Here is a 23,397-nt window from a genome sequence, read left to right on the forward strand (position 1 = left end):
TATTGCGCCTCAAGGCATCAACGCTGACGCGCTCGTTTATCTTCCACCTGACTCGCATTCGGAGCATTTATCTTGAAATTTGAAGGTATTTATACGCCAGCAGTAACTCCTTATAACTCGGACGGGGAGATTGACTGGAATGTGTACTCGCAAGTTTTGGAGTCGCTGATTGAGGCGAAGGTGCACGGCATTATTATCGGCGGCTCGACCGGCGAGTATTATGCGCAGACGTCGGAAGAACGCACGGAGTTGGCGGCCTACGCCAAAGATGTGATCGGCACTCGGGTGCAACTGATCGTCAGTACCGGGGCGATTCGTACCGAAGATGCGGTTCAGTACGCCAAGGATGCGAAATCGATCAAAGCGGACGCCATTCTTGTCACGTCCCCGCCTTACGCGTTGCCAACCTCAAAGGAAAACGCGATTCACGCGCTCACTATCGATCGCGCAGCGGACTTGCCGATCATGCTTTACAACTATCCGGGGCGCATGTGCGTTTCGATGGATGAAGAGTATTTCACGCGTGTCAGCCAATCGAAAAACGTCGTCGCCATCAAGGAAAGTTCTGGCGACATGGGCCAGGTGCATAGGTTGGCCCGGCAGTTCCCCAACATCGCCTTGTCCTGCGGATGGGACGACCAGGCCCTCGAGTTTTTTGCCTGGGGCGCCCGCAGTTGGGTGTGCGCAGGTTCCAACTTTCTGCCCAAAGAACATGTAGCGCTTTACGAAGCCTGCGTGATCGAAAAGAACTTCGACAAAGGCCGTCAAATCATGTCGGCGATGATGCCGCTGATGAATGCGTTGGACGGTGGCAAGTTCGTGCAGTCGATCAAGTACGGCTGCGAAGTTGCGGGATTGAAAGTCGGTAACGTGCGCCTGCCATTGCAGCCACTTGAAGCGGACGAAAAGCAGCGTTTCGCGTCGGTCATTGCTGAACTCAAACGTAACGTAGCCAATATTACTTCGGGAGCCAGCCATGGGTGATCTTCTGAGCAAGGCCGAATATGCCGCTCTGGCCAAAGACATTTCGTTGCCATCCAAGGCGTTCATCAATGGCGCGTTTAAACCCGCGATCTCTGGCAGAACCTTCGCCACAAACAATCCGGCGACCGGTGACTTTTTGACCGACGTTGCAGCTTGTTCGTCCGATGATGTCGACTTCGCGGTGAGCAATGCCAAGGAAGCCTTTGAGGATGGACGCTGGAGATCTATTTCTCCTCGGGAGCGCAAAGCGGTTCTGTTGAAGTTTGCAAACCTGCTTGAAAGCCATCAATACGAACTGGCCGTCCTCGAAAGCCTCGATAGCGGCAAACCGGTCAGTGAATGTCAGTTGGTCGACATCCCGGACACCATCCACACCATACGCTGGCACTCAGAGCTGATTGACAAGATTTATGACAACACCGCCCCGGTTGGCAGCGACGCGCTGACGATGGTGGTCCGGGAGCCGATAGGCGTGGTGGGCTGCGTATTGCCCTGGAACTTCCCGTTGCTGATGCTCGCCTGGAAGATCGGCCCGGCGCTCGCTGCGGGCTGTTCGGTCATCGTTAAACCCGCCGAGCAAACCTCGCTGACTACGCTGCGTGTCGCTCAGTTGGCGTTTGAAGCCGGTATACCCGCAGGTGTGCTCAACATTGTCACTGGCACGGGAAAAGACGTCGGTGAGCCCATCGGTTTGCATCACGATGTCGACATGGTGAGCTTCACTGGCTCCACCGCGACCGGCCGCCGTTTCCTGCATTACGCCGCCGATTCGAACCTCAAACGCATCGTCCTTGAGTGCGGCGGAAAAAATCCGGCCGTGGTGATGGACGATGCCCAGGACCTGGATCTCGTCGCTCAGCATGTCGTCAATGGCGCGTTCTGGAACATGGGCGAAAACTGTTCCGCGACTTCACGTCTGATCGTTCATGCGTCGGTTAAAGACGAACTGCTGGAGCGCATGGGCGCCTACATCCGCGAATGGAAGATGGGTGACCCACTCGATCCACAGAACCGCGTAGGGTCGCTGGTCAGCCCAGAGCATTTCGCAAAAGTGAAGTCGTACCTTGAGCACGCCACCGCAGGGAAGCTCGCAGTCGTGTATGGCGGCGCAACCAAAGACGGTGCCTTTGTAGAGCCAACGGTGATTGACGGTGTTGGTCGAGACGACCGGCTGTTCCAGGAAGAGATCTTCGGCCCGATCCTTTCGGTCACCACGTTCAACACGATCAGCGAAGCCATTGCGTTGGCCAATGACACGGTCTACGGCCTGGCCGCCTCGGTATATACCGGCAGTCTGCGGCGGGCAATCAAGTTGTCGCGGGACATTCGCGCGGGCATCGTTACGGTGAACTGCTTTGGTGAGGGCGACGCCTCAACACCATTCGGTGGCTACAAGGAGTCGGGCTTCGGCGGTCGGGACAAATCCATTTTCGCCCACGACCAGTACACCGAAATCAAAACCATCTGGATCGATGTGTCTGATCGGTCGGATGAAGAGACCGAAAAATGAGCACCCATACCATCAAGCGCCTGCCGGTAGACACCGGGGTTTCAGGTTGGGAGGCGATTTCCGCACGCACTGCGCCTGTCCGCATGCTTGATGGAGACGTGACGGCGGATTGGCTGATTATCGGTGCCGGTTTTGCAGGCTTGTCCGCCGCTCGCAGGCTTTCACAGTTACACCCGGGTGACAGCATTGTTGTGGTCGATGCTCATGAAGTCGCCAAGGGGCCGGCGGGCAGAAATTCTGGTTTCATGATCGATGTGCCGCACAGTCTGTCGTCCGGGGAATACTCCGTGGCGAGTGAGTCTGCGACTGCACTGGAAATCACGCAAAATCGTTTTGCGATTGCATTTGCTGCTGAAGCCGCGCGGGAGTACGGCATGTCCGCCGACACCTTCGACCCTTCAGGGAAAATCAACGCGGCCGCCACTGAGCGGGGATTGAAGCTGAACGTCAATTACGCTCAATCCCTTGAGCGCATTGGCGAGAAGTTCGAGATGTTTGATGCCGCGCAAATGCGCGAAATCACCGGGTCCACCTATTACCACGGTGGGATCTACACGCCCGGCGCGGTGATGATTCAGCCCGCGCAATACATTAGAGACCTGGCAGCAGGGCTCGACGGGAAAATCACGCTGTTCGAGCGCTCTCCGATTATTGAGTTGACCAAACAGGGAAGCGGTTGGAGCGCTCGATCTCATAACGGTACGGTCCACGCACCCAAGGTCATCCTGGGGGTTAACGGGCACATTGAAAACTTCGGCCATTATCAAGGACGCCTGCTACACGTCTTCACTTACGCGTCCATGACGGCGGCGTACAGTGATGATGAATTCAGGAAAGAAGTGCCGGGCAGAGCCAAGTGGGCGTTGCTGCCGGCTGATCCAATGGGCGCGACCGTTCGCAAGATCTCTTCAGGCGGTCTCTCGCGAATTGTCATTCGGACAAAGTTCACCTATGAACCGAGCATCCAGGTCACTCCAGAGCAGGTAGCTGCGGTGGCTAAGGAGCAGCGACACTCCCTGGATGCGCGCTTTCCCGAGCTGAAATCCACGGCGCTGGAATTCAGTTGGGCCGGCCGCCTGTGCTTAAGTCGTAACAGTGCTGCGGCATTTGGCGAGATTGAAGAAAACCTGTATTCGGCATGCTGCGAAAATGGACTGGGTACTGTGAAAAGCACCCTGGCAGGTGTGATGGCTGCGGAGTTGGCATCGGGCACGCGTTCGGCGTTTCTCGATAGCTTCAGTCACGCACCAGGCCCCAGCAAGCTACCCCCTAAAATAATAACGAAACTGGGCGTCAGTTCGGTTATTCGCTGGCATGAGTTTTGGGCAGGGCGAGAAGGTTAACCAATTTAAGTTGTCGGACTTTCCAATAAAGGCCGTTTAACAAGTCACTCATAAGAACGGAATAATCCATGAGAAATATCTGGAAGGCATTCTGCACGTTCGCGCTTGTGGGCGTGATGAGTTTTGGTTACCGGCTCGTCGAGAGAAACGCGATTGGTGAAGTAAAAAACAGGCCGTTGCTGAAATTTTAAGGAGGAGGGCATGACCGAGTTGCGATTGAAGCGCGTCCGAACAAAAAATACTGCGCCCACTGTCGCCACTAGTCCTGGGGTCGCGAGGCCCCAACTCGGGATCTTTCTATGCCTGCTTTCAATGCTTATCTTTGCGAGCCAGGACGGAATAACCAAGGTGCTTGTCAAAGACTTCCCGGTCGCCCAACTGGTCATGCTGCGTTATTGGGTGTTTGTCATTTTTGCTCTCGCGTATGCCGCTTACCAAGGTAGGGCCAAAGCGTCATTTCGCAGTAAGCACCCTTGGCTGCAAATCATTCGAGCGTTGCTTGCCGTGGGTGAAACCCTACTGTTTGCAGTGGGGCTACGATATTTGGGCCTCGCCGAAATGCATGCACTCTATGCCGTATTTCCGCTGATGACACTGGCATTGGCGGGGTCGGTGCTTGGGGAGTTCATAGGGCTGCGGCGCTGGGTTGCTGCGGCGATAGGGTTCACCGGCACGCTGATCATTCTCAGACCAGGCGCGGGCGTCTTTGAACTCGCGGCGCTGATCCCCTTGCTGGCTGCTTTGGCGTTCGCGGTGTTCAACGTACTGACGCGCCGGATTAGCCAGCATGATTCCTTTGCGACGAACATGCTCTTCATGGCCAGTGTGGGTGCCCTGACGGTCACATTTGCGGGGCTGCCTGCATGGGTGACTCCGACTCCAGTCCAGGGCCTTTTGATGGGGATCCTGGCATTGACGGGCGTAGTCGCACAGATTCTCTTCATTCAAGCACTGAAATACGCGACCGCTTCTTCCCTGCAGCCGTTCAACTATGCGCTTCTGGTGTTCGCCACGTTGATTGGTGTGATCGTGTTTGCCGAGCGTCCGGACACCTGGGTGGTTGTCGGTGCAGCGTTGGTGATTATTGGGGGGCTGTATGCGATTAAGGCAAAGGCGTGAACGTACCTGAGTGGATGAAGTAATCAATGCGTGGTTGGTTTTCAGGGCAAGACAAGGCGATAAAAAAGGGCAGCTCAACGCTGCCCTTTTCCCAACCTACTCCTTAGGCCGCGCTAAACAGCTTGTGCGGATCCATGACAAATTTCTTCGGCACCCCGGCGTCGAACTCGTGGTAACCGCGCGGCGCGTCGTCCAGGCTGATCACTTGCACGCCGACGACCTCGGCAATGTGAATGCGGTCCCACATGATCGCCTGCATCAGCTGGCGGTTGTACTTCATCGTCGGGGTCTGGCCGGTGTGGAAGCTGTGGGACTTGGCCCAGCCGAGGCCGAAACGGATGTTCAGGCTGCCATGTTTGGCGGCTTTGTTGACCGCGCCCGGGTCTTCGGTGACATACAGACCGGGGATACCGATATTGCCGGCGACCCGCACCACGCCCATCAGGGCGTTGAGCACTTCGGCCGGGGCCTCGTGCTGTGCGCCGTCATGGCCGTGGCCACGGGCTTCGAAGCCCACCGCATCGACCGCACAATCGACTTCCGGCTCACCGAGCAGGTCGGCGATTTGCTCGTGCAGTGGAGTGTCCTTGGTCAGGTCGGCGATCTCGAAGCCCTGGGCCTTGGCATGCGCCAGACGCAGCGGATTGACGTCGCCGACGATCACTACCGCCGCTCCCAGCAGACGGGCGGAGGCGGCGGCAGCCAGTCCGACCGGGCCGGCGCCGGCGATATACACGGTGCTGCCAGGGCCGACACCGGCGGTCACCGCGCCGTGGTAGCCGGTCGGCAGGATATCGGAGAGGCAGGTCAGGTCGCGGATTTTCTCCATCGCCTTGTCGCGATCAGGCAGCTTCAGCAGGTTGAAGTCGGCATACGGCACCAGCACGTATTCGGCCTGGCCGCCAACCCAGTCGCCCATGTCCACATAGCCATAGGCACCACCGGGGCGCGCCGGATTGACCGTCAGGCAGACGCCGGTGTGCTGTTCCTTGCAACTGCGACAACGGCCGCAGGCGACGTTGAACGGCACCGAGACCAGGTCACCGATCTGCACGTTTTCCACGTCGCGGCCCTTTTCGATCACCTCGCCGGTGATCTCATGGCCTAGCACCAGCCCGACCTGGGCCGTGGTCCGGCCACGCACCATATGCTGGTCGGAGCCGCAGATATTGGTCGAGACCACGCGCAGGATCACGCCATGGTCAATGCGCTTGCCGCGCGGGTCTTGCATTTTCGGATAGGGGATGGTCTGCACCTCGACCTTGCCTGCGCCGAGATACACGACACCACGATTACCAGACATGATTTCACCTCGCTTTTGTTGTTGTGAGAACACGGCCCTTGTACTGCGAAAAGGGTCGCGCGGCCTTACAGTGCGGCGGTATATGTCTTGCGTTCGCGCGTGAATGCAGATGGGTTGGAAGTTACCTTCCAACGACGCGTGATTAGCCGTCATCGTATCGATCCTACGCCTGGTATCAGTACCCGGCGAGAGCATTTAGCACCCAATCACCACCCGTTTCAGGACACTCAACCGCTAGGCTTGCTGGAGGTTTGCATCGCTCCATACCTAGTGCGTCTATGATTCAGTCTGGATCTTCTATGAGGACGCAGTACTTACCACCAGGATCAGCATTTGTACCCCCAGATATCCACCTGCAGTGTTAGGCATGGGGTGTGTGTTGAGTCTATCTTCCCCCTCAATTTCCATGGATTCAGGGGCTAACCCTGGACGGACAGGAGCAAAAAGCAATGGTTTCGGACTGGAGTGATCAGGTAGCGCTTGTCAGTGGCGCGGGCAGTGAACGTGGCATTGGCTTTGCGATTGCGAAGCGTCTGGGCAGCCTCGGCGTGAGGTTGATCATCACAGGCAGCAGTGCTCGCATCCATGATCGAGTGGAGGAGTTACGCGTCGCAGGGTTTGAAGTGCACGGGCGTGCGGCTGACCTGAGCGAAGAGGATCAAGTCCTTGAACTGACCACTTGGGCCGAATCGGTATGGGGGCGAATCGATATTCTTGTGAACAATGCCGGCATGGCCGCCCAGGGGCACCCGGAGCCTTTTGCCGAACTGGCGGACATGAGTGTCGATAGCTGGAATCTTTCAATTGCTCGAAATCTGACAACTGCCTTTCTGTTGACCCGTGGAATTTTGCCGGGGATGCGTAACAGACGTTACGGCCGTATCGTCAATGTCAGCTCCACGACTGGCACTCGAGCCGGTAATCGAGGCGAGGCGGCTTATGCCGCGGCAAAAGCCGGAATGGTGGGTATGAACATGAGCCTGGCCCTTGAGGTTGCGGGCTATGGAATCACTGTGAATTCGGTCGCGCCGGGTTGGATCGCCACTGGGTCAAGCACTCCAGAGGAAGAGAATGCAGCGAAGTATGTCCCGGTTGGCAGGGCGGGTCGCCCAGAAGAAGTGGCTGCTGCCGTTACATTCCTGGCCTCACCTGAGTCCAGTTACATCACTGGAGAGTTGTTGGTGATCGATGGTGGCAATTGCCTGATAGAGAACAAAGCACCCAAGTAATGAATGCGTTGTCCGCCGCAAAAATTTGCGGCGGAGGAGAGCAAGTGACTTCCTCCGTCGCGATTCAGGCGAATTCGATCAAAACGGCAGTGGTAGTTTCGCGGTGCGCCCCCCATCCACCACCAGCACTTGCCCGGTGATAAAGGCCGATGACTCCGAGGCCAGGAATACGACTGTCCCGCCAACATCCGTCGGCAATCCGGTACGCCCGACCGGGTGAAGGCGCAGGAGTGCCTGGCGCGCCGCACGCGGATCAGCTTGAGCGGCGAGGTATGCATCACTCAGCTCGGAATTTATCCAACCCGGAGCAATGGCATTGCAGCGGATCCCGTCTCGGCCGAGATCGACTGCCAAGGCTCGGGTCAGCCCATGGATGCCCGCCTTGGACGCACAGTACGCGGCATGTTCAGGGTTGGCGCCTATGCCTTCGATCGAACCGATGTTGATAATGCTGCCACCGCCTCGCTGACGCATCTGAGGCACCAACGCCTTGCACAGGAATGCTGGCGCCCGCAGATTGACTGCCATCATGCGATCCCAGTCCTGCTCGGTCATATCATCAATGGATTTCTCGAACATGAACCCGGCGTTGTTAACCAAGACATCGATTCCGCCAAGCTGCTCCTGGGCGAACTGGGCAATCAAATTGGGCGACTCCATCGAGGCGAGATCAGCCTCGACGAAATAGACTTGAGGGTGATTTCGCAAGTCGGCGTCCAGTGCCTGGCGCTGAGCGATCAACACAGACGCTCCTGCCTCAAGCAATTGTTCGGTGATGCCTCGGCCAATCCCTCTGCCGCCCCCGGTCACCACTACATTTTTACCGTTGAGCATCGCTAACTCTCCTTAGCCGGATACCGGCTTGGCGCCTGTGACTTCTACCGTTTCACCGGCGATGTACCTGGCCTCGTCGGACGCCAGAAATGCGATGACATCCGCAATGTCTTCAGGCTCGGCGATGCGGCCTAATGGCACGCTCTTGTTCAGTTCTTGCACGGCTTTATCCGGATCCAGGCCTCGACGCTCAAAGCCGCTGCGTATCATCGGGGTGTTGATTTCGTGCGGGCACACGGCGTTGACACGGATGCCCAAAGGGGCGCAATCGCGGCCCAGATTTTTGGTTAACGCCGCGACAGCCCCTTTGCTTGTGCAATACGCCACATGAGCGGGGCCGGGATAAATGCCCCAGACAGAGGATGTGTTGACGATTGCGGCGCCCGGGCGATTTTTCATATGCGGTATCGCGGCACGGCAGATGAAGAACACCGCATTCAGGTTTACGCCCATGGCGTCAAACCACATCTCGTCAGTGGTTTCCTCAATCGTGCCCCGGGGAATGATGCCCGCATTGTTCAACACGATATCGATACCCGAAAATATATCGACGGCCGTTTGGACAATCGCTTCGCAATATTCTTTTCGGCGCAAATCGCCTGCCACGTAGTGGACTTCTGCGCCCAGGTCACGGACTTTTGCGGAGATTGATTTGCAACCGGCTTCGTCAAGATCAGACAAGACAAGCTTGGCGCCTTCACGTGCGAACAATAACGCTAACGCCTGTCCGACGCCCCCGGCAGCGCCGGTGATGATCACCACTTTATTATTGAATTTCATAGGGCAACCTATTTGAAGTTTTTGTCGGAGCCATTATTTGGTTTCAATGGATCGCAGCGTCCAACAACTTTTTTACCGGGCCAAAGATGACGTGGCGTTATCCAAAAAATCGCGCACGCACCAAACATCCTCTTGCATAGCGAACATATGTCTAAAAAATGTACGCCCATGTACATGCCGTGTACGCCACAGATTTCGGGGTGTACAGTGACTAGGAATTTACAAAGAAAGGTGCAACCCGAATGTCACAGACAGGAAGGGCTAAAACCAAAGCGCAGGACGCAGGCTGGCGAGGCTCCGTCGATGGTTGGCTGGATGCTGCCTACGATGCTCTTAAAGAGTCGGGTGTGGATGCTGTGCGGGTGATGCCGCTGGCCAAGCGCTTGAATTTGTCTCGCACCAGCTTCTACTGGTTCTATGAAGATCGGGAACAGCTGCTCGCGGCACTCCTGGCTCGATGGCGGGACAAGAACACCGGCGGTATGGTCAGCCAATGTGAGAGTTATGCAGAAAGCATTTCAGAAGCGATTCTCAACGTCTTTGAGTGCTGGCTGAACCCTGAGCTGTTCGACTCGCAGTTCGAATTTGCCGTGCGCAGTTGGGCGCTGCAATCGGACGAGGTCAAAGCTGAAATCGCTCTAGCCGATGAAGCGCGGATGAATGCCCTGGCCGCGATGTTCCGACGGTTTGGTTACGACGTCGAGGGGGCTGACGTTCGGGCCAGGACGATCTACCTCACACAGATCGGCTACATCTCGATGAAAACCAATGAAGACATTGTCGTGCGATTTCGACGGATTCCCCAGTACGTGAGCGTGTTTACCGGCAAGGTACCGAAGCGTCGCGAGCTGGACCGCTTTTATGGAAAGTTCGGCTACGCAGAAAAAGAGCCCGGTGTTTTTGTTCCCTTGGTCGATACATTCGAGGAGTCTCCTGCCGATGGAGAATAGAACCCTGGGCATCATTGGGGGCACCGGCTGGCTCGGGCGCGCAATCGCGCAGGCGCTGCTCGATAGCGGGTTCATCAAGCCTGACCATTTGTTGATCTCGAACCGCTCAGGTGTCAGTACTTTTGAGCCTGGCGTGAGGCTGCTGGCCGACAACCAGCAGTTGGTGGACCTCAGCGATATTGTCGTGCTGTCCATCCGGCCGGAGCAGTTTCGCGAACTGCTGATCAACGCCCGCGGCAAGCTAGTGATTTCTCTGATGGCCGGAGTTCCGGCGGCAGCCATCAGCGCGGCAACCGGTGCGGATGTAATCGTGCGGGCCATGCCGAATGCGGCCGTGGAAATCAGGCAGTCGTTCACGCCTTGGTACTGTGCCGGAAACCTTGTTGAGCGCGACCGCCAGTGGGTGCAGCGACTGTTCGAGTGCGTAGGGTCGGCTGACGAAGTGCCGGATGAAGACTGTATTGATTATCTCAGCGCATTGTCCGGGACTGGGCCGGCCTTCCCGGCGATGCTGCAATTGGCGCTGACTGATCAGGCGGTGGCTGCAGGAATCCCCCTTGCCATCGCGCAGCGCGCTGCACAAGGCGTAGTGGTGGGGGGAGGCCAGATGCTTGCCAGCCGCGATCCGCGACAAATGATTGAGTCGTTGATGGCCTACCGTGGCGTGACGGCGGCAGCGCTGCAGTCGATGGCCGATCAGAACATCGAGTCCATTGTGGGGGCGGCGGTAAAGGCCGGCGCTGAAGTTGCGCGTCGGGGCATGTAGCCAGGGCAGGGGATAGACAGTGAAGGCCCGCTGAAGGGCCTTCACTGTAGAAAGCATCAACCGTTTGCGATTATTCCGCCTTGAAGCAGTAGACAGCCAGTTTGTTGCCATCAAGGTCCCGAGCGTAAGCGGCATAGGCATTTTCAGCCCAGCTACGCGAACCCGGTTGGCCTTCACAGGTGCCACCCGCCGCAAGTGCGGTTTCGTGGAATGCATGTACTGCAGCGCGATTTGGCGCTTCGAAACTCACGGTCACGCCATTGCCAACGTTGGCAGGATTGCCATTAGCGGGTTTTAGCACGAAGAACGACGGTTTATCCACGCCCCAAATGGAGCCGGATTCATCAAGGTCGGCAACACGGTTAAGACCAATTTCTTTGAGAACACGATCATAGAAGGTCCGTGCTTTGGCAAGGTCATTGGTACCGACAGTGACATGGGTAAAAACAGACATTTTGATTTCCTTTGGGTTGTGATGCGGGTGTGAGCGCTGGCCGATATCACGGCAGTGCCTTGGCCAAAAGCGACTGCCGCTTTCGATTTAATGGTCACTGCTGACATGGTTTCCCTCTTGTTCATGGCGAGCCTCCGTTCCAACAAGAATGGAGGCTCGAATTCAGATTTCTTTCACCAGGCGCAAAGCGTCGTAGATGGCCGCGTGGGTGTTGCGAGCAGACACGGCGTCGCCGATCCGGAACAGTTGGAAGCGTCCTTCGGGATTGGTGACGATGTTCTGTGCCGTGCCGGCTATCAGGTCATGCTGCTCTACCGCGCCGCCATTGGTGGAGAGAGGACGCAGGTCGAAGTACAGGTCGTCCAGAGGGAGGGTGCCGTGGTTGACGACCACCTGATCGACCATGCGTTGCTTGTGAACCTGTCCGTAGTCGCTGCCAAAGGTTGCAACGAGTCCGCCATCACGTTTTTCCACGGTATCGACGCGGTAGGTGACAGTGAAAGTGACGTCCAGATCCTGCAGGCTGCGCATGTAGGGCACCAGGTTCATGGCCATGACTTCCGGTGCAAACGAGCGGTCAGGGGTCACGATTTCTACTTTCGCGCCGCTATTGGCGATGACTTCGGCTGCCTGTAGAGCAGCATGATCCCCGGCATCGTCGAAGATCAGTACGTTGCGACCGGGCTTGATGTCACCGGAGATGATGTCCCAGGTTGAAACCACGAGTTCGTTGCCTTCGCGGAGCACCTCGGTATCCGGAAGGCCTCCGGTCGCCACGATGACCACGTCAGGCTCGAAGGCTTGCACGGTGTCGGCTTCGGCCCAGGTGTTGAAATGAAACTTCACCCCCAGTCGTTCGCATTGCGCCATGCGCCAATCAATGATGCTGATCATCTCGCGACGACGCTCGCTCAATGCCGTCAGACGAATCTGCCCGCCAGGTTGGTCAGCCGCCTCAAGTACCGTTACATCATGGCCGCGCTCACCGGCGACCCGCGCCGCTTCCAGCCCGGCAGGGCCGGTACCGACCACCAGCACCTTGCGCTTGACGGCGGCTTTGGGAATGTCATGGGGCATGGTGGTTTCCCGCCCCGTCGCTGCGTTGTGGATGCAGTAGGCCGCGCCACCCTGGTAGATGCGATCCAGGCAATAGTTGGCGCCGACGCACGGGCGAATATCTTCTTCGCGCCCTTCGATGATCTTGCGCACGATGTGCGGATCGGTCATGTGCGCACGAGTCATACCCACCATGTCCACTTTGCCCGAGGCGATCGCGTAGCGTGCGGTGGCCACGTCGGGAATCTTCGCCGCGTGGAAGGTCGGAAAGCCTGTTGAGGAGCGGATCTCGCCAGCGAAGTCGAGATGAGGCGAGTTGCGCATACCCTGAATCGGGATGACATCAGTCAGCCCTGCATCCGTATCAATGTGACCACGCACGACGTTCAGGAAGTCGACCAGTCCGCTGTCCTTGAGCATGTGAGAAACCTGCATGCCCTCGCTGGCAGTAAAACCCCCGGGCAATTCTTCATCACCGGTGTAGCGAACCCCCAGCAGAAAATCTTCGCCGACCCGCTGGCGGATGCCACGCAGGATGTCGAAGGTAAAGCGCATGCGATTTTCAAGTGACCCGCCATAAGGGCCGTCGAGGTCATTGGTCAACGGCGACCAGAACTGGTCCATCAAATGCCCGTAAGCCTGAAGCTCCAGACCATCGAGACCTGCCGCCTTCATGCGTTCCGCCGCGTCTACATAGTCCTTGATGATCCGCTCGATGTCCCATTCTTCCATTTTTTTCGGGAAGGAGCGGTGTGACGCCTCGCGACGGTGTGACGGCGACACCACCGGCAACCAGTCGGCCTTGTCCCAGCGGGTGCGGCGGCCCAGGTGAGTCAACTGGATCATCACTGCCGCGCCATGTTCGTGGCATTCATCGGTCAGGTCCTTCAACCATCCGACCACTTCATCCTTGTAGGCGAGCACATTGTTGAATACCGGCGGGCTGTCTCGGGAGACGGCAGCGGAACCGGCAGTCATGGTCAGGGCGACACCGGCCTTTGCGCGCTCCACGTGGTAGGCGCGATAGAGATCCTTGGGCATGCCATCCACAGGGTAGGCCGGTTCATGGGAGGTGGTCATGATCCGGTTTCTGAGGGTCAGATTCTTGATTTTATAGGGTTGCAGCAAGGGATCGCTGGACATCGTGGTGCGCTCCAAAGTGGGCTTCATCAGGCTTGGTGACTAGAAATTAGGATAAATGTACACCTGTGTCAATGGGTGGTGACACAGGTGTACATTTTGCTTGCGCAACAAAAAATCCAGGATTAACATCCGTCAAAACAAGGACTGAACTGGCTCATCCACGCCTGTCATCCATTGCATCGATTGATGAGTGCCCGAGGGAATTATGAAAGTGCTCGTAGCGGTAAAACGCGCCATCGACCCGAACGTGAAAGCGCGTGTTAAAGGTGATGGTTCAGGCGTCGACCTGAATGGCGTAAAGATGGCCTTGAACCCTTTCTGCGAAATCGCAGTGGAAGAAGCTCTTCGCCTTAAGGAAAAAGGCGTGGTTTGCGAGGTGGTGGTCGTTTCAGTTGGCACTTCTGCTGCGCAAGAACAATTACGTACGGCATTAGCGCTTGGCGCAGATCGAGCACTTCTGGTTGAAACGAGCGCGATGCTCGAGCCGCTCAACGTGGCCAAATACCTCAGCAAAGTGATCGATAACGAAAAGCCGCAATTGATCCTTTTTGGTAAACAGGCTATCGACCAGGAGAACAACCAGACCGGGCAGATGGTTGCGCAATTGATAGGCAGTGGTCAGGCCACCTTTGCCTCGGCCATCAGCTATGCCGATGGCCGATGGGTTGTTGAACGTGAAGTTGATGGTGGCAGCCAGGTTGTGGCCCTTACGGCACCCGCCGTTATTACCTGTGATCTGCGCCTTAATGAACCGCGCTATGCCTCGTTGCCAAACATCATGAAGGCCAAGAAAAAACCGCTCGAGGTGATTGCCGCTGATGGCTTGGGCGCGAGCGTGAGGGAGCACACCCGGCTGCTCAAGGTGACGCCACCTCCAGTGCGAAAAGCAGGTGTCAACGTCAGTTCGGTATCTGAACTGGTGGAAAAACTGAGAAACGTGGCGGGGTTAGTTTGATGCGCACATTGGTTATAGCCGAGCACAAAGGGACTCAACTCACGGCAGGCACATTGAGTGCGATTACTGCTGCTATCGATCTGGGCTTCGAAACGGATTTGCTTGTGATGGGTGGGCCAGAGGCATCAGACGTTGCGGAACAGGCCGCGCTTACCAAGGGCCTGCATCGAGTGCTGCTCGCGCAGGATGAGATGTTCGAGAAGACGCTGGCCGAAAATGTCCAGCCACTGATCACTTCGCTAGTGGGCGACACTTATACCCATGTAATGGCCGATGCGAGCAGCATGGGGCGCAATGTGTTGCCACGGGTAGCGGCCAGCCTGGATGTCGGCATGCTTTCGGACGTCATCAAAATTGTGTCGGCAGACACTTTCGAGCGACCCATTTATGCCGGCAACGCGATCGTCACCGTTCAGTCCATCGATTCAGTCAAGTTGCTCACCCTCCGTACCTCGGCTTTTGCCCAAGCCTCGTCCCATCAGGATCGCTGCGAAGTCATGGCCGTTAATGGGGGGCGCAGTGCAAGCACTGTCAGCTTTGTAAGCGAACAGCTGACGGTGAGCGAAAGGCCTGACCTGTCGAGCGCTCGTGTCGTCGTTTCCGGTGGTCGCGGGATGCAGAGCAAAGCGAATTTTGCATTGATCGAACGTGTGGCAGACAAGCTCGGTGGCGCCGTAGGCGCATCACGCGCTGCAGTGGACGCGGGTTTTGCCCCCAACGACTTGCAAGTCGGGCAGACGGGGAAAATAGTGGCACCGGATCTCTACATCGCCGCAGGTATCAGTGGCGCCATTCAACACCTGGCGGGTATGAGTGGATCAAAGGTAATCGTCGCGATCAACCAGGACGCTGAGGCGCCGATCGCCCAAGTTGCAGATTACATGTTGGTTGCGGATTTGTTTGAGGCATTACCAGCGCTCGAAAAGGCATTGTGAGTGAGTTGATGATGATTCCATGGCAGAACAATGGGCGAAGTTTCATATTTGAAAGTTCAATATGGGCTTCGCATTTTTATACGAGGCGTTGATGCTTCTGCTGTCCTGCCAATAACTATTAATACAGCACGCGGAGATGCACATGATTACGTTATCCAGTAAAACTTGTACCGGCTGGCTTGCAGGTTTGGTTATGATCTCCGGCAGCCTGATAGCTCATGCCGAGGAGCCCGTGCCTATCCGTATTGGTTGGGTGAATTGGTCGGATACGGAGATCGCTGTAAAGCTGGCAGACACGGCGCTGCGAGATCACCTGAAGCAACCGGTCAAATTGGTTCTTGCCGATATTGGTATTCAGTTTCAGGCGCTGGCTAACGGTAATATCGACCTGATTCCTATGGTGTGGCTGCCAAGCACTCACAAGTCCTTTTATGATAAATACCGCGACAAGCTCGAAGACTTGGGGGTGCTTTATGAGGGACGGATTGGCATGGCGGTACCCACTTCTATTCCTGTCAGTGAAATCGCCAGTGTCGAAGACCTTAACAAGCCAGAGGTAAGGGAAAAACTCGGTGGCAAGATTTTGACTTCCGAAGTGGGTAATGGTCAGTACAAACTTACGGAAAAGGCCATTAAAGAATATCGTCTTGATGGATATAAGATGGTCGCCTCTTCAGAGTCTGGAATGTTGAGCGAGTTGGATCGTAATCTGAAACGTGACAAGTGGTCTTTGATTAACGCATGGAGCCCGCACTGGATGTTCTCCAAGTGGTCACTGCGATATTTGGATGATCCGAAGCAGATTTTCGGAGGCTCTGAGCAAATCCACGCGGTTGCCCGCAAAGGTTTTAGCGCAGAACACCCCGATGTTGCTCGATTCTTCGCCAACTTCAAAATTCCTAAAGCTGACCTTGAGAAAATGATGGCTACCGCGCGTGATAGCTCGGCAGATAAGGTAGTTGCAGAATACTACTCAGCCAACAAGCCCCGCTTTGCCGCAATGTTTGACGGCACGACTGCTGCAACAACAGCGGGCCAGTGACGACGGCCACTGTCTTGTCACTATTTTGCAGTTCGATGCCCTTTGCAGTGAGTGAAGGGTATTGAGTGTTCATCTTTGGATCGGATTTTTATAGATACCGGACACAGGTCATTGTATTGCGTTGCGACGATATATGATGAGTGGTTCTTGAACATTAGTTCGAGAGAAATAAACGAGCAGTAGCAATCATGTGACTCAGTAAGATTAAAGAGGGTATCGCCGTGCTTTCTAAATCTTCTGCCTAATTGACATTCTTGAAAGGAGAACATACGTGACAGAGTTATTTGATATTCGGCTGGCTAGCAAACAAACAGCGTTCACTGAAATTCCCGTCATAGATATATCGTCGCTCATAAACGGCGAAAATCCACTGGAGGTGGCAAGCCAAATAGGTGACGCATGCGAAAAGGTGGGTTTTTTTTATATAAAAAACCATGGCATTGACCAGCAGTTAATAGATGAGATGTATGCGCTTACCAAAAGCTTTTTCAAGCTTCCTTTTGATGAGAAGAACAAGCTGAATGTCGTAAATTCCGGGCCCACGCTACGTGGTTATATACCGATGTACGCGGAAAACGTCGATCCTGCTAATACCCGCGATTTCAAAGAGTGTTTTGATTGCGGAGCTCATTACGATGAGGTCTCTCCATTTTTTGGTCCTAATCAAATGCCATCGGCACTGCCGCAATTTGAGAAGGTTGCCGAAGATTACCATTCCTCTGTATTGGCCCTCGCGCGAATGCTGATTGGTGGGATCGCGCTGAGCTTGGGTCTACCACAAAATTACTTTGAACACCTTCAGCGTAAGCCCATCACGATTCAGCGGATTTTGCGTTACCCGCCCCAGATCGGAAGAATTTCCCAAGAGGAGATTGGTATTGGGGCACACACGGACTACGGTTTCTTGACTGTTCTATCACAAGATGCGGTTGGCGGTTTGCAAGTCAGGAACCGGGCAGGGGAGTGGGTTACTGCCCCACCAGTTGAAGGCACTTTTATCGTCAATATTGGTGATCTGGTTCAAACACTCACCAACGATCGCTACACCTCGACAATGCATCGCGTCATAAATACCAGCGGTCTGGAGCGCTATTCAATACCCTTCTTTATTGATTTGGATTTCGATGCGGTTGTTGAACCTGTGCCGACCTGCGTGAGCGAGGCTCTACCCGCGAAGTATGAAGCGTACACATGTGGCCAACACAAATTTAAGCGCTTTGTAGATAGCTATGCGCATCTGCAAGGCGCATAGAGGGTTATCAATTCAACGCCGCTCCTGAGCTGGAGTTTCGTTGATCAGTTCGATTTGGCTCGTTTACCTGCTCACGTGTCGCTAATCCGGCTGGTAGACAGCTCGATGGCCGCCGTCACGGCCGAGTGGATCGTCGATGCGTCGGGGACTGCCCCATTGGGAAACCACCGCTGGGGCGGATCGGCTGGACTTCATCCAGGGTGTGGGCGGTGAAGTTTTTCCAAAAGCCAGAAACGACAAAGCCCTGAATAATCAGGGCTTTGTCGTATAAAGATGGCGGAGGCGATGGGATTCGAACTCATGGACCTGTTACAGTCGACGGTTTTCAAGACCGTTGCCTTAAACCACTCGGCCACACCTCCGTTTGCGTTGCGGGCGCCATAATACCTGAATGAAACACACTGTCAAACTCTCTGCATAGCTTGTTACAGAGCGTCTGTTATGATCTTTGCGACTGAACGTTTCAAACCAACAGGAGTGTCGCCATGCGCGAACAGGATTACGCAGTTAATAACAGCGTGCAGGCTGAGCAGCTAGAGGTTAGCCGCGTCCTGCGCAACACATACGGCTTGCTTGCTCTCACCCTCGCATTCAGCGGCGTGATGGCGTTCGTCGCTCAGCAAATGCGTGTCGGTTACCCGAACGTGTTCGTGGTGCTGATCGGCTTCTACGGGCTTTTCTTCCTCACCAACAAACTCCGTGATTCGGCCTGGGGCCTGGTGTCGGCATTTGCCTTGACCGGTTTCATGGGTTTCCTGCTCGGCCCGATCCTCAACCGCTACCTGGGCATGCAGGGCGGCGCTGAAGTCGTCAGTTCGGCCTTTGCGATGACCGCGCTGGTGTTTGGTGGCCTGTCGGCTTACGTGCTGATTACCCGCAAGGACATGAGCTTCCTCGGTGGTTTCATCACGGCTGGCTTCTTCGTGTTGCTGGGTGCGACGCTGGCAAGCTTCTTCTTCAAGATCAGCGGTCTGCAACTGGCGATCAGCGCAGGTTTCGTGCTGTTCTCCTCGGTCTGCATTCTGTTCCAGACCAGTGCCATCATTCAGGGCGGCGAGCGCAACTACATCATGGCGACCATCAGCCTGTATGTATCGATCTACAACCTGTTCGTCAGCTTGTTGCAGCTGTTCGGCATCATGAGCCGCGATGATTAATCGCCAGCTTTGAGTCATAAAAAAACCCGCCTAGGCGGGTTTTTTTATTGGCTAGCGAAAGATCACTCTTCCAGGCTACCCATTGCAGTGGTGTTGAAACCACCGTCTACGTACATGATTTCGCCGCTGATGCCGGACGCCAGGTCCGAGCACAGGAAGGCGCCGGCGTTGCCGACTTCGTCGATGGTAACGTTACGACGCAACGGGGTTTGCGCTTCGTTGGCTGCCAGCATTTTGCGGAAGTTCTTGATGCCGGAAGCCGCGAGGGTACGGATCGGGCCAGCCGATACGCAGTTGACGCGGGTGCCGTCCGGGCCCAGGGAGCCGGCGAGGTAACGTACGCCAGCTTCCAGGGAAGCCTTGGCCATGCCCATTACGTTGTAGTTAGGCATGGTGCGCTCGGCACCCAGGTACGACAGGGTCAGCAGGCTGCCATTGCGGCCTTTCATCATTTCGCGACCAGCCTTGGCCAGGGCCACGAAGCTGTAGGCGCTGATGTCGTGAGCAATGCGGAAACCTTCACGGGTGGTGGCTTCGGTGAAGTCGCCGTCCAGTTGGTCGCCCGGGGCGAAGCCGACGGAGTGCACGATGCAGTCCAGGCCGTCCCACTTCTTGCCCAGTTCAACGAAAACCTTGGCGATCTCTTCATCGCTGGCCACGTCGCACGGGAAGCACAGGTCAGGGTTGGAACCCCAGCTCTGTGCGAACTCTTCGACACGACCCTTGAGTTTGTCGTTCTGATAAGTGAAGGCAAGCTCAGCGCCCTCGCGATGCATGGCGGCAGCGATGCCGGATGCGATGGACAGCTTACTGGCGACACCGACGATCAGTACGCGCTTACCGGCGAGAAAACCCATGTGTTGCTCCTCTCTTTCAGGTTATTGCGCAGTGGCTGGTGCCAGGAAAGCGGCTTCCAGCAACTGCTGTGTATACGGATGTTGGGGGGCGGCAAAGATGCTTTGCGCGTCTCCCTGTTCGACCACTTGGCCATGCTTGACCACCATCAGCTGGTGGCTCAGCGCCTTGACGACAGCCAGGTCATGGCTGATAAACAGATACGTCAGGTTGTACTTGGTTTGCAGTGAACGTAGCAGCTCCACCACTTGGCGTTGAACGGTGCGGTCGAGGGCCGAAGTCGGCTCGTCCAGCAGAATCAACGCCGGTTTTAGCACTAATGCCCGGGCAATGGCGATTCTCTGCCGTTGCCCACCGGAAAATTCGTGGGGGTAGCGGTTCCGGGTTTCCGGGTCCAGGCCTACCTCCTTCAATGCCGCAATAATCGCTTGTTCCTGTTCCGCCTCGGTGCCCATCTTGTGGATCCGCAGGCCTTCACCGACGATCTGGCTCACGCACATCCGCGGGCTCAGGCTGCCAAACGGGTCCTGAAACACCACCTGCATCTCCCGACGCAAAGGCCGAACCTGTTGTTGCGTCAGGCAGTCTAGCTGCTTGCCTTCAAAACGGATCGCGCCTTTGCTGGCAATCAGCCGCAAAATCGCCAACCCCAGTGTCGACTTGCCTGAACCGCTTTCTCCCACAATCCCCAGGGTCTGGCCCTGGGGCAGGCTGAAATTGATGCCGTCCACCGCCTTGATGTGGTCGACGGTCTTTTTCAGTAAGCCTTTCTTGATCGGGAACCAGACTTTCAGGTCCTCGACCTGCAGCAGTGGCGGGCCAATGATATTGGTCGCCGGCTTGCCGCTGGGCTCCGCTGCCAGCAGTTCCCGAGTGTACGGATGCTGCGGCGCGCGGAACAGCTCTTCGCACGATGCCTGTTCGACGATGCAACCGCGCTGCATGACACATACGCGATGCGCAATTCTTCGCACAAGGTTCAAATCGTGACTGATCAGTAACAGCGCCATGCCCAGACGGGTCTGCAATTCCTTGAGCAATTCGAGGATTTTCAGCTGAACGGTTACGTCCAGGGCCGTGGTCGGCTCATCGGCGATCAGCAGTTCCGGCTCGTTGGCCAGGGCCATGGCAATCATCACCCGCTGGCGCTGGCCGCCGGACAATTCGTGGGGCAGGGCCTTGAGGCGCTTGTGCGGCTCGGGAATGCCGACCATTTCCAGCAACTCCAGCGTGCGCTTGGTCGCCACTTTGCCGATCAGGCCCTTGTGAATGCCCAGTACCTCGTTGATCTGTTTCTCGATCGAGTGCAGCGGGTTGAGCGAGGTCATCGGCTCCTGGAAGATCATCGCGATCCGGTTGCCCCGGATATGGCGGATAGTTTTCTCTTTCAGACTCAGCAAGTTCTGCCCGGAATACTCAATGGTCCCGGACGGGTGACGAGCGAGCGGGTAGGGCAGCAACCGCAGGATCGAATGCGCGGTCACCGATTTGCCAGAGCCACTTTCGCCCACCAGTGCCAGGGTTTCGCCGCGCTTGATGTCGAAGCTGACGCCTTCGACGACGCGCTGAACGCGATCGCCAACGACGAATTCGACGGCCAGGTCGCGCACTTCGATCAGATTGTCCTGATTCATTTCACTTCCTCGGGTCGAAGGCATCGCGAGCGGACTCGCCGATGAACACCAGCAGACTCAACATCAACGCCAGCACCGCAAACGCGCTCATGCCCAGCCACGGCGCTTGCAGGTTGGATTTGCCCTGGGCCACCAGCTCACCCAGCGACGGTGCGCCCGGTGGCAGGCCGAAGCCCAGGAAGTCGAGCGCAGTCAGGGTGCCGATGGCGCCGGTCAGGATGAACGGCATGAACGTCATTGTCGAAACCATGGCGTTGGGGAGAATGTGACGGAACATGATCGCACCGTTTTGCATCCCCAGTGCCCGTGCCGCTCGCACGTATTCTAGGTTACGCCCACGCAGGAACTCGGCGCGCACGACGTCCACCAGGCTCATCCACGAGAACAGCAGCATGATCCCCAGCAGCCACCAGAAGTTAGGCTGGACGAAGCTGGCGAGGATGATCAGCAGGTACAGCACCGGCAACCCGGACCAGATTTCCAGGAATCGCTGTCCGGCCAGATCCACCCAGCCGCCATAGAAGCCCTGCAAGGCGCCGGCGATAACGCCGATGATCGAACTGAGAATGGTCAGCGTCAGGGCAAACAGCACCGAAATCCGGAAACCGTAGATCACCCGCGCCAATACATCTCGGCCCTGGTCGTCTGTGCCCAGCAGATTGTCGGCCGACGGCGGCGCCGGTGCCGGGACTTTCAGGTCGTAGTTGATGCTCTGGTAGCTGTAGGGAATTGGTGCCCACAAAACATAGGCGTCTTTGGCCTTGAGCAGTTCGCGGATGTAAGGGCTTTTGTAGTTGGCTTCCAGCGGGAATTCGCCGCCGAACGCGGTTTCCGGGTAGCGCTTGAGCGCCGGGAAGTACCAGCCATTGTCGTAATGCACCACCAGCGGTTTGTCGTTGGCGATCAGCTCGGCGCCGAGGCTCAGACCGAACAGCACCAAAAACAGCCACAGCGACCACCAGCCGCGCTTGTTGGCCTTGAACAGCTCGAAACGCCGGCGATTGAGTGGGGACAGATTCATCTCAATGCTCCCGGCTTTCGAAATCGATGCGCGGATCGACAAAGGTGTAGGTGAGGTCGCCGATCAATTTCACCACCAGCCCCAGCAAGGTGAAGATAAACAGTGTGCCGAATACCACCGGGTAATCGCGGTTGATCGCCGCTTCAAAACTCATCAAGCCGAGGCCATCAAGCGAGAAGATCACCTCAACCAGCAGCGAGCCGGTGAAGAAAATCCCGATAAACGCCGAGGGGAAGCCGGCGATCACCAGCAGCATGGCATTGCGGAACACATGGCCGTACAGCACACGGTGATTGGTCAGGCCCTTGGCCTTGGCGGTGACGACGTATTGCTTGTTGATTTCGTCGAGGAAACTGTTCTTGGTTAACAGGGTCATGGTCGCGAAGTTGCCGATCACCAGCGCCGTCACTGGCAGCGCCAGGTGCCAGAAGTAATCGAGGATCTTGCCGCCAGTGCTCAGTTCAGCAAAGTTGTTGGAGGTCAGGCCCCTTAGCGGGAACCAGTCCAGATAGCTGCCGCCGGCGAACACCACGATCAGCAGGATGGCGAACAGGAACGCCGGGATCGCGTAGCCGACGATGATCGCCGAACTGGTCCAGACATCGAAGTGGCTGCCGTGCCGCGTCGCCTTGGCGATCCCCAGCGGGATCGACACCAGGTACATGATCAGGGTGCTCCACAGCCCAAGCGAGATCGACACTGGCATCTTTTCCTTGATCAGGTCGATGACCTTGGCGTCGCGGAAGAAGCTGTCGCCGAAATCCAGAGTGGCGTAGTTCTTGATCATGATCCACAAGCGTTCCGGCGCCGATTTGTCGAAACCGTACATGTGCTCGATTTCCTTGACCAGCGCCGGGTCCAGGCCTTGGGCACCGCGATACGCCGATCCGGCCACCGACACTTCGGCACCGCCGCCGGCAATACGGCTGGTGGCGCCTTCGAAGCCTTCGAGCTTGGCGATCATCTGTTCTACGGGGCCGCCCGGGGCGGCCTGGATGATCACGAAGTTGATCAGCAAAATGCCGAGCAAGGTCGGGATGATCAGCAGCAGTCGCCGAAAAATATACGCCAGCAT

21 protein-coding genes and 1 tRNA gene are annotated in these 23,397 nt (G+C 56.5%); 12 read left to right on the top strand and 10 right to left on the bottom strand.

Going from position 1 to position 23,397, the window contains the following annotated elements; all coding sequences use genetic code 11:
* The first annotated feature begins 72 nt into the window (after nt 1-72).
* The 4 genes from QRN31_RS21355 to QRN31_RS21370 all read left to right on the top strand — a co-directional run bounded on the left by QRN31_RS21355 (nt 73) and on the right by QRN31_RS21370 (nt 4,956).
* Nucleotides 73-984, top strand: a complete 912-nt coding sequence (locus tag QRN31_RS21355; RefSeq protein ID WP_285434372.1) for a dihydrodipicolinate synthase family protein — start codon at nt 73-75, stop codon at nt 982-984.
* A complete protein-coding gene (locus QRN31_RS21360) occupies nt 977-2,494 on the top strand; it encodes an aldehyde dehydrogenase (protein WP_285434374.1) in 1,518 nt (505 codons plus the stop codon). The genes QRN31_RS21355 and QRN31_RS21360 overlap by 8 nt, the downstream gene beginning before the upstream one ends.
* Nucleotides 2,491-3,837: an NAD(P)/FAD-dependent oxidoreductase gene (locus tag QRN31_RS21365; RefSeq protein ID WP_285434375.1), complete on the top strand. Its 1,347-nt coding sequence runs from the start codon at nt 2,491-2,493 to the stop codon at nt 3,835-3,837. Before QRN31_RS21360 ends, QRN31_RS21365 begins: the two co-directional genes overlap by 4 nt.
* Nucleotides 3,838-4,038: 201 nt before the next feature.
* A complete protein-coding gene (locus tag QRN31_RS21370) occupies nt 4,039-4,956 on the top strand; it encodes a DMT family transporter (RefSeq protein ID WP_285434377.1) in 918 nt (305 codons plus the stop codon).
* Between the two features lie 103 nt (nt 4,957-5,059).
* Here QRN31_RS21370 and fdhA read toward each other — a convergent pair whose 3' ends face one another.
* Complete coding sequence (gene fdhA / locus QRN31_RS21375; RefSeq protein ID WP_102614267.1) at nt 5,060-6,259, bottom strand: formaldehyde dehydrogenase, glutathione-independent; 1,200 nt, start codon at nt 6,257-6,259, stop codon at nt 5,060-5,062.
* Between the two features lie 449 nt (nt 6,260-6,708).
* On the opposite strand from fdhA, the gene QRN31_RS21380 reads away from it, so the two are divergent.
* On the top strand, nt 6,709-7,488 hold the full coding sequence (locus tag QRN31_RS21380; protein ID WP_285434381.1) for an SDR family NAD(P)-dependent oxidoreductase: 780 nt from the start codon (nt 6,709-6,711) through the stop codon (nt 7,486-7,488).
* A 78-nt stretch (nt 7,489-7,566) separates the two neighbouring features.
* On the opposite strand, the gene QRN31_RS21385 is transcribed toward QRN31_RS21380, so the two are convergent.
* Together QRN31_RS21385 and QRN31_RS21390 are read right to left on the bottom strand one after the other, a co-directional pair.
* Nucleotides 7,567-8,322, bottom strand: coding sequence for an SDR family NAD(P)-dependent oxidoreductase (locus QRN31_RS21385; protein WP_285434383.1), 756 nt, complete (start codon nt 8,320-8,322; stop codon nt 7,567-7,569).
* Nucleotides 8,323-8,334: 12 nt separating this feature from the next.
* Complete coding sequence (locus tag QRN31_RS21390) at nt 8,335-9,102, bottom strand: SDR family NAD(P)-dependent oxidoreductase (RefSeq protein ID WP_285434385.1); 768 nt, start codon at nt 9,100-9,102, stop codon at nt 8,335-8,337.
* A 242-nt stretch (nt 9,103-9,344) separates the two neighbouring features.
* On the opposite strand from QRN31_RS21390, the gene QRN31_RS21395 reads away from it, so the two are divergent.
* Both QRN31_RS21395 and QRN31_RS21400 read left to right on the top strand, forming a co-directional pair.
* Nucleotides 9,345-10,052, top strand: a complete 708-nt coding sequence (locus QRN31_RS21395) for a TetR/AcrR family transcriptional regulator (protein WP_095632016.1) — start codon at nt 9,345-9,347, stop codon at nt 10,050-10,052.
* Nucleotides 10,042-10,818: a pyrroline-5-carboxylate reductase family protein gene (locus QRN31_RS21400; RefSeq protein ID WP_285434388.1), complete on the top strand. Its 777-nt coding sequence runs from the start codon at nt 10,042-10,044 to the stop codon at nt 10,816-10,818. The genes QRN31_RS21395 and QRN31_RS21400 overlap by 11 nt, the downstream gene beginning before the upstream one ends.
* 70 nt (nt 10,819-10,888) lie before the next feature.
* Here QRN31_RS21400 and QRN31_RS21405 read toward each other — a convergent pair whose 3' ends face one another.
* Entirely contained in the window at nt 10,889-11,272 is a 384-nt protein-coding gene (locus tag QRN31_RS21405; protein ID WP_285434390.1) for a VOC family protein, read from the bottom strand.
* Nucleotides 11,273-11,434: 162 nt separating this feature from the next.
* Nucleotides 11,435-13,471, bottom strand: a complete 2,037-nt coding sequence (locus tag QRN31_RS21410; RefSeq protein WP_285434392.1) for an NADH:flavin oxidoreductase — start codon at nt 13,469-13,471, stop codon at nt 11,435-11,437.
* Nucleotides 13,472-13,676: 205 nt separating this feature from the next.
* Here QRN31_RS21410 and QRN31_RS21415 point away from each other — a divergent pair, with 205 nt between their 5' ends.
* The 4 genes from QRN31_RS21415 to QRN31_RS21430 all read left to right on the top strand — a co-directional run bounded on the left by QRN31_RS21415 (nt 13,677) and on the right by QRN31_RS21430 (nt 17,655).
* Complete coding sequence (locus QRN31_RS21415; RefSeq protein WP_285434394.1) at nt 13,677-14,426, top strand: electron transfer flavoprotein subunit beta/FixA family protein; 750 nt, start codon at nt 13,677-13,679, stop codon at nt 14,424-14,426.
* Nucleotides 14,426-15,361: an electron transfer flavoprotein subunit alpha/FixB family protein gene (locus tag QRN31_RS21420; RefSeq protein WP_285434396.1), complete on the top strand. Its 936-nt coding sequence runs from the start codon at nt 14,426-14,428 to the stop codon at nt 15,359-15,361. The genes QRN31_RS21415 and QRN31_RS21420 overlap by 1 nt, the downstream gene beginning before the upstream one ends.
* Before the next feature lie 142 nt (nt 15,362-15,503).
* On the top strand, nt 15,504-16,403 hold the full coding sequence (locus QRN31_RS21425) for a glycine betaine ABC transporter substrate-binding protein (protein WP_285434398.1): 900 nt from the start codon (nt 15,504-15,506) through the stop codon (nt 16,401-16,403).
* Between the two features lie 271 nt (nt 16,404-16,674).
* Nucleotides 16,675-17,655: an isopenicillin N synthase family dioxygenase gene (locus tag QRN31_RS21430; protein ID WP_285434399.1), complete on the top strand. Its 981-nt coding sequence runs from the start codon at nt 16,675-16,677 to the stop codon at nt 17,653-17,655.
* A 274-nt stretch (nt 17,656-17,929) separates the two neighbouring features.
* Here QRN31_RS21430 and QRN31_RS21435 read toward each other — a convergent pair.
* Nucleotides 17,930-18,017 (bottom strand) — tRNA-Ser (locus tag QRN31_RS21435).
* Nucleotides 18,018-18,140: 123 nt separating this feature from the next.
* Between QRN31_RS21435 and QRN31_RS21440 the strand changes: the two genes are divergently transcribed.
* Nucleotides 18,141-18,812, top strand: coding sequence for a Bax inhibitor-1/YccA family protein (locus QRN31_RS21440; RefSeq protein WP_285434400.1), 672 nt, complete (start codon nt 18,141-18,143; stop codon nt 18,810-18,812).
* Nucleotides 18,813-18,874: 62 nt separating this feature from the next.
* Here QRN31_RS21440 and fabI read toward each other — a convergent pair whose 3' ends face one another.
* The 4 genes from fabI to QRN31_RS21460 are packed head-to-tail and all read right to left on the bottom strand — an operon-like array spanning nt 18,875 to nt 23,397.
* The gene (fabI, locus tag QRN31_RS21445; protein ID WP_008152082.1) at nt 18,875-19,669 is read right to left on the bottom strand and encodes an enoyl-ACP reductase FabI; all 795 of its coding nucleotides are present in this window, start codon (nt 19,667-19,669) and stop codon (nt 18,875-18,877) included.
* A 21-nt stretch (nt 19,670-19,690) separates the two neighbouring features.
* Nucleotides 19,691-21,301, bottom strand: coding sequence for an ABC transporter ATP-binding protein (locus QRN31_RS21450; protein ID WP_285434403.1), 1,611 nt, complete (start codon nt 21,299-21,301; stop codon nt 19,691-19,693).
* Nucleotide 21,302: 1 nt separating this feature from the next.
* On the bottom strand, nt 21,303-22,322 hold the full coding sequence (locus QRN31_RS21455) for an ABC transporter permease (RefSeq protein ID WP_285434405.1): 1,020 nt from the start codon (nt 22,320-22,322) through the stop codon (nt 21,303-21,305).
* Nucleotide 22,323: 1 nt separating this feature from the next.
* A complete protein-coding gene (locus QRN31_RS21460; RefSeq protein WP_285434407.1) occupies nt 22,324-23,397 on the bottom strand; it encodes a microcin C ABC transporter permease YejB in 1,074 nt (357 codons plus the stop codon).

Source organism: Pseudomonas sp. fls2-241-R2A-110 (assembly GCF_030209165.1).
Lineage (GTDB): Bacteria > Pseudomonadota > Gammaproteobacteria > Pseudomonadales > Pseudomonadaceae > Aquipseudomonas.

Excerpts from the sequence above, each read along its gene's own strand:
- QRN31_RS21360 (WP_285434374.1), top strand. The coding sequence starts at position 977 with ATGGGTGATCTTCTGAGCAAGGCCGAATATGCCGCTCTGGCCAAAGAC.
- QRN31_RS21365 (WP_285434375.1), top strand. The coding sequence starts at position 2,491 with ATGAGCACCCATACCATCAAGCGCCTGCCGGTAGACACCGGGGTTTCA.
- QRN31_RS21370 (WP_285434377.1), top strand. The coding sequence starts at position 4,039 with ATGACCGAGTTGCGATTGAAGCGCGTCCGAACAAAAAATACTGCGCCC.
- fdhA (WP_102614267.1), bottom strand. The coding sequence starts at position 6,259 with ATGTCTGGTAATCGTGGTGTCGTGTATCTCGGCGCAGGCAAGGTCGAG.
- QRN31_RS21380 (WP_285434381.1), top strand. The coding sequence starts at position 6,709 with ATGGTTTCGGACTGGAGTGATCAGGTAGCGCTTGTCAGTGGCGCGGGC.
- QRN31_RS21385 (WP_285434383.1), bottom strand. The coding sequence starts at position 8,322 with ATGCTCAACGGTAAAAATGTAGTGGTGACCGGGGGCGGCAGAGGGATT.
- QRN31_RS21390 (WP_285434385.1), bottom strand. The coding sequence starts at position 9,102 with ATGAAATTCAATAATAAAGTGGTGATCATCACCGGCGCTGCCGGGGGC.
- QRN31_RS21395 (WP_095632016.1), top strand. The coding sequence starts at position 9,345 with ATGTCACAGACAGGAAGGGCTAAAACCAAAGCGCAGGACGCAGGCTGG.
- QRN31_RS21400 (WP_285434388.1), top strand. The coding sequence starts at position 10,042 with ATGGAGAATAGAACCCTGGGCATCATTGGGGGCACCGGCTGGCTCGGG.
- QRN31_RS21405 (WP_285434390.1), bottom strand. The coding sequence starts at position 11,272 with ATGTCTGTTTTTACCCATGTCACTGTCGGTACCAATGACCTTGCCAAA.
- QRN31_RS21410 (WP_285434392.1), bottom strand. The coding sequence starts at position 13,471 with ATGTCCAGCGATCCCTTGCTGCAACCCTATAAAATCAAGAATCTGACC.
- QRN31_RS21415 (WP_285434394.1), top strand. The coding sequence starts at position 13,677 with ATGAAAGTGCTCGTAGCGGTAAAACGCGCCATCGACCCGAACGTGAAA.
- QRN31_RS21420 (WP_285434396.1), top strand. The coding sequence starts at position 14,426 with ATGCGCACATTGGTTATAGCCGAGCACAAAGGGACTCAACTCACGGCA.
- QRN31_RS21425 (WP_285434398.1), top strand. The coding sequence starts at position 15,504 with ATGATTACGTTATCCAGTAAAACTTGTACCGGCTGGCTTGCAGGTTTG.
- QRN31_RS21440 (WP_285434400.1), top strand. The coding sequence starts at position 18,141 with ATGCGCGAACAGGATTACGCAGTTAATAACAGCGTGCAGGCTGAGCAG.
- fabI (WP_008152082.1), bottom strand. The coding sequence starts at position 19,669 with ATGGGTTTTCTCGCCGGTAAGCGCGTACTGATCGTCGGTGTCGCCAGT.
- QRN31_RS21450 (WP_285434403.1), bottom strand. The coding sequence starts at position 21,301 with ATGAATCAGGACAATCTGATCGAAGTGCGCGACCTGGCCGTCGAATTC.
- QRN31_RS21455 (WP_285434405.1), bottom strand. The coding sequence starts at position 22,322 with ATGAATCTGTCCCCACTCAATCGCCGGCGTTTCGAGCTGTTCAAGGCC.
- QRN31_RS21460 (WP_285434407.1), bottom strand. The coding sequence starts at position 23,397 with ATGCTGGCGTATATTTTTCGGCGACTGCTGCTGATCATCCCGACCTTG.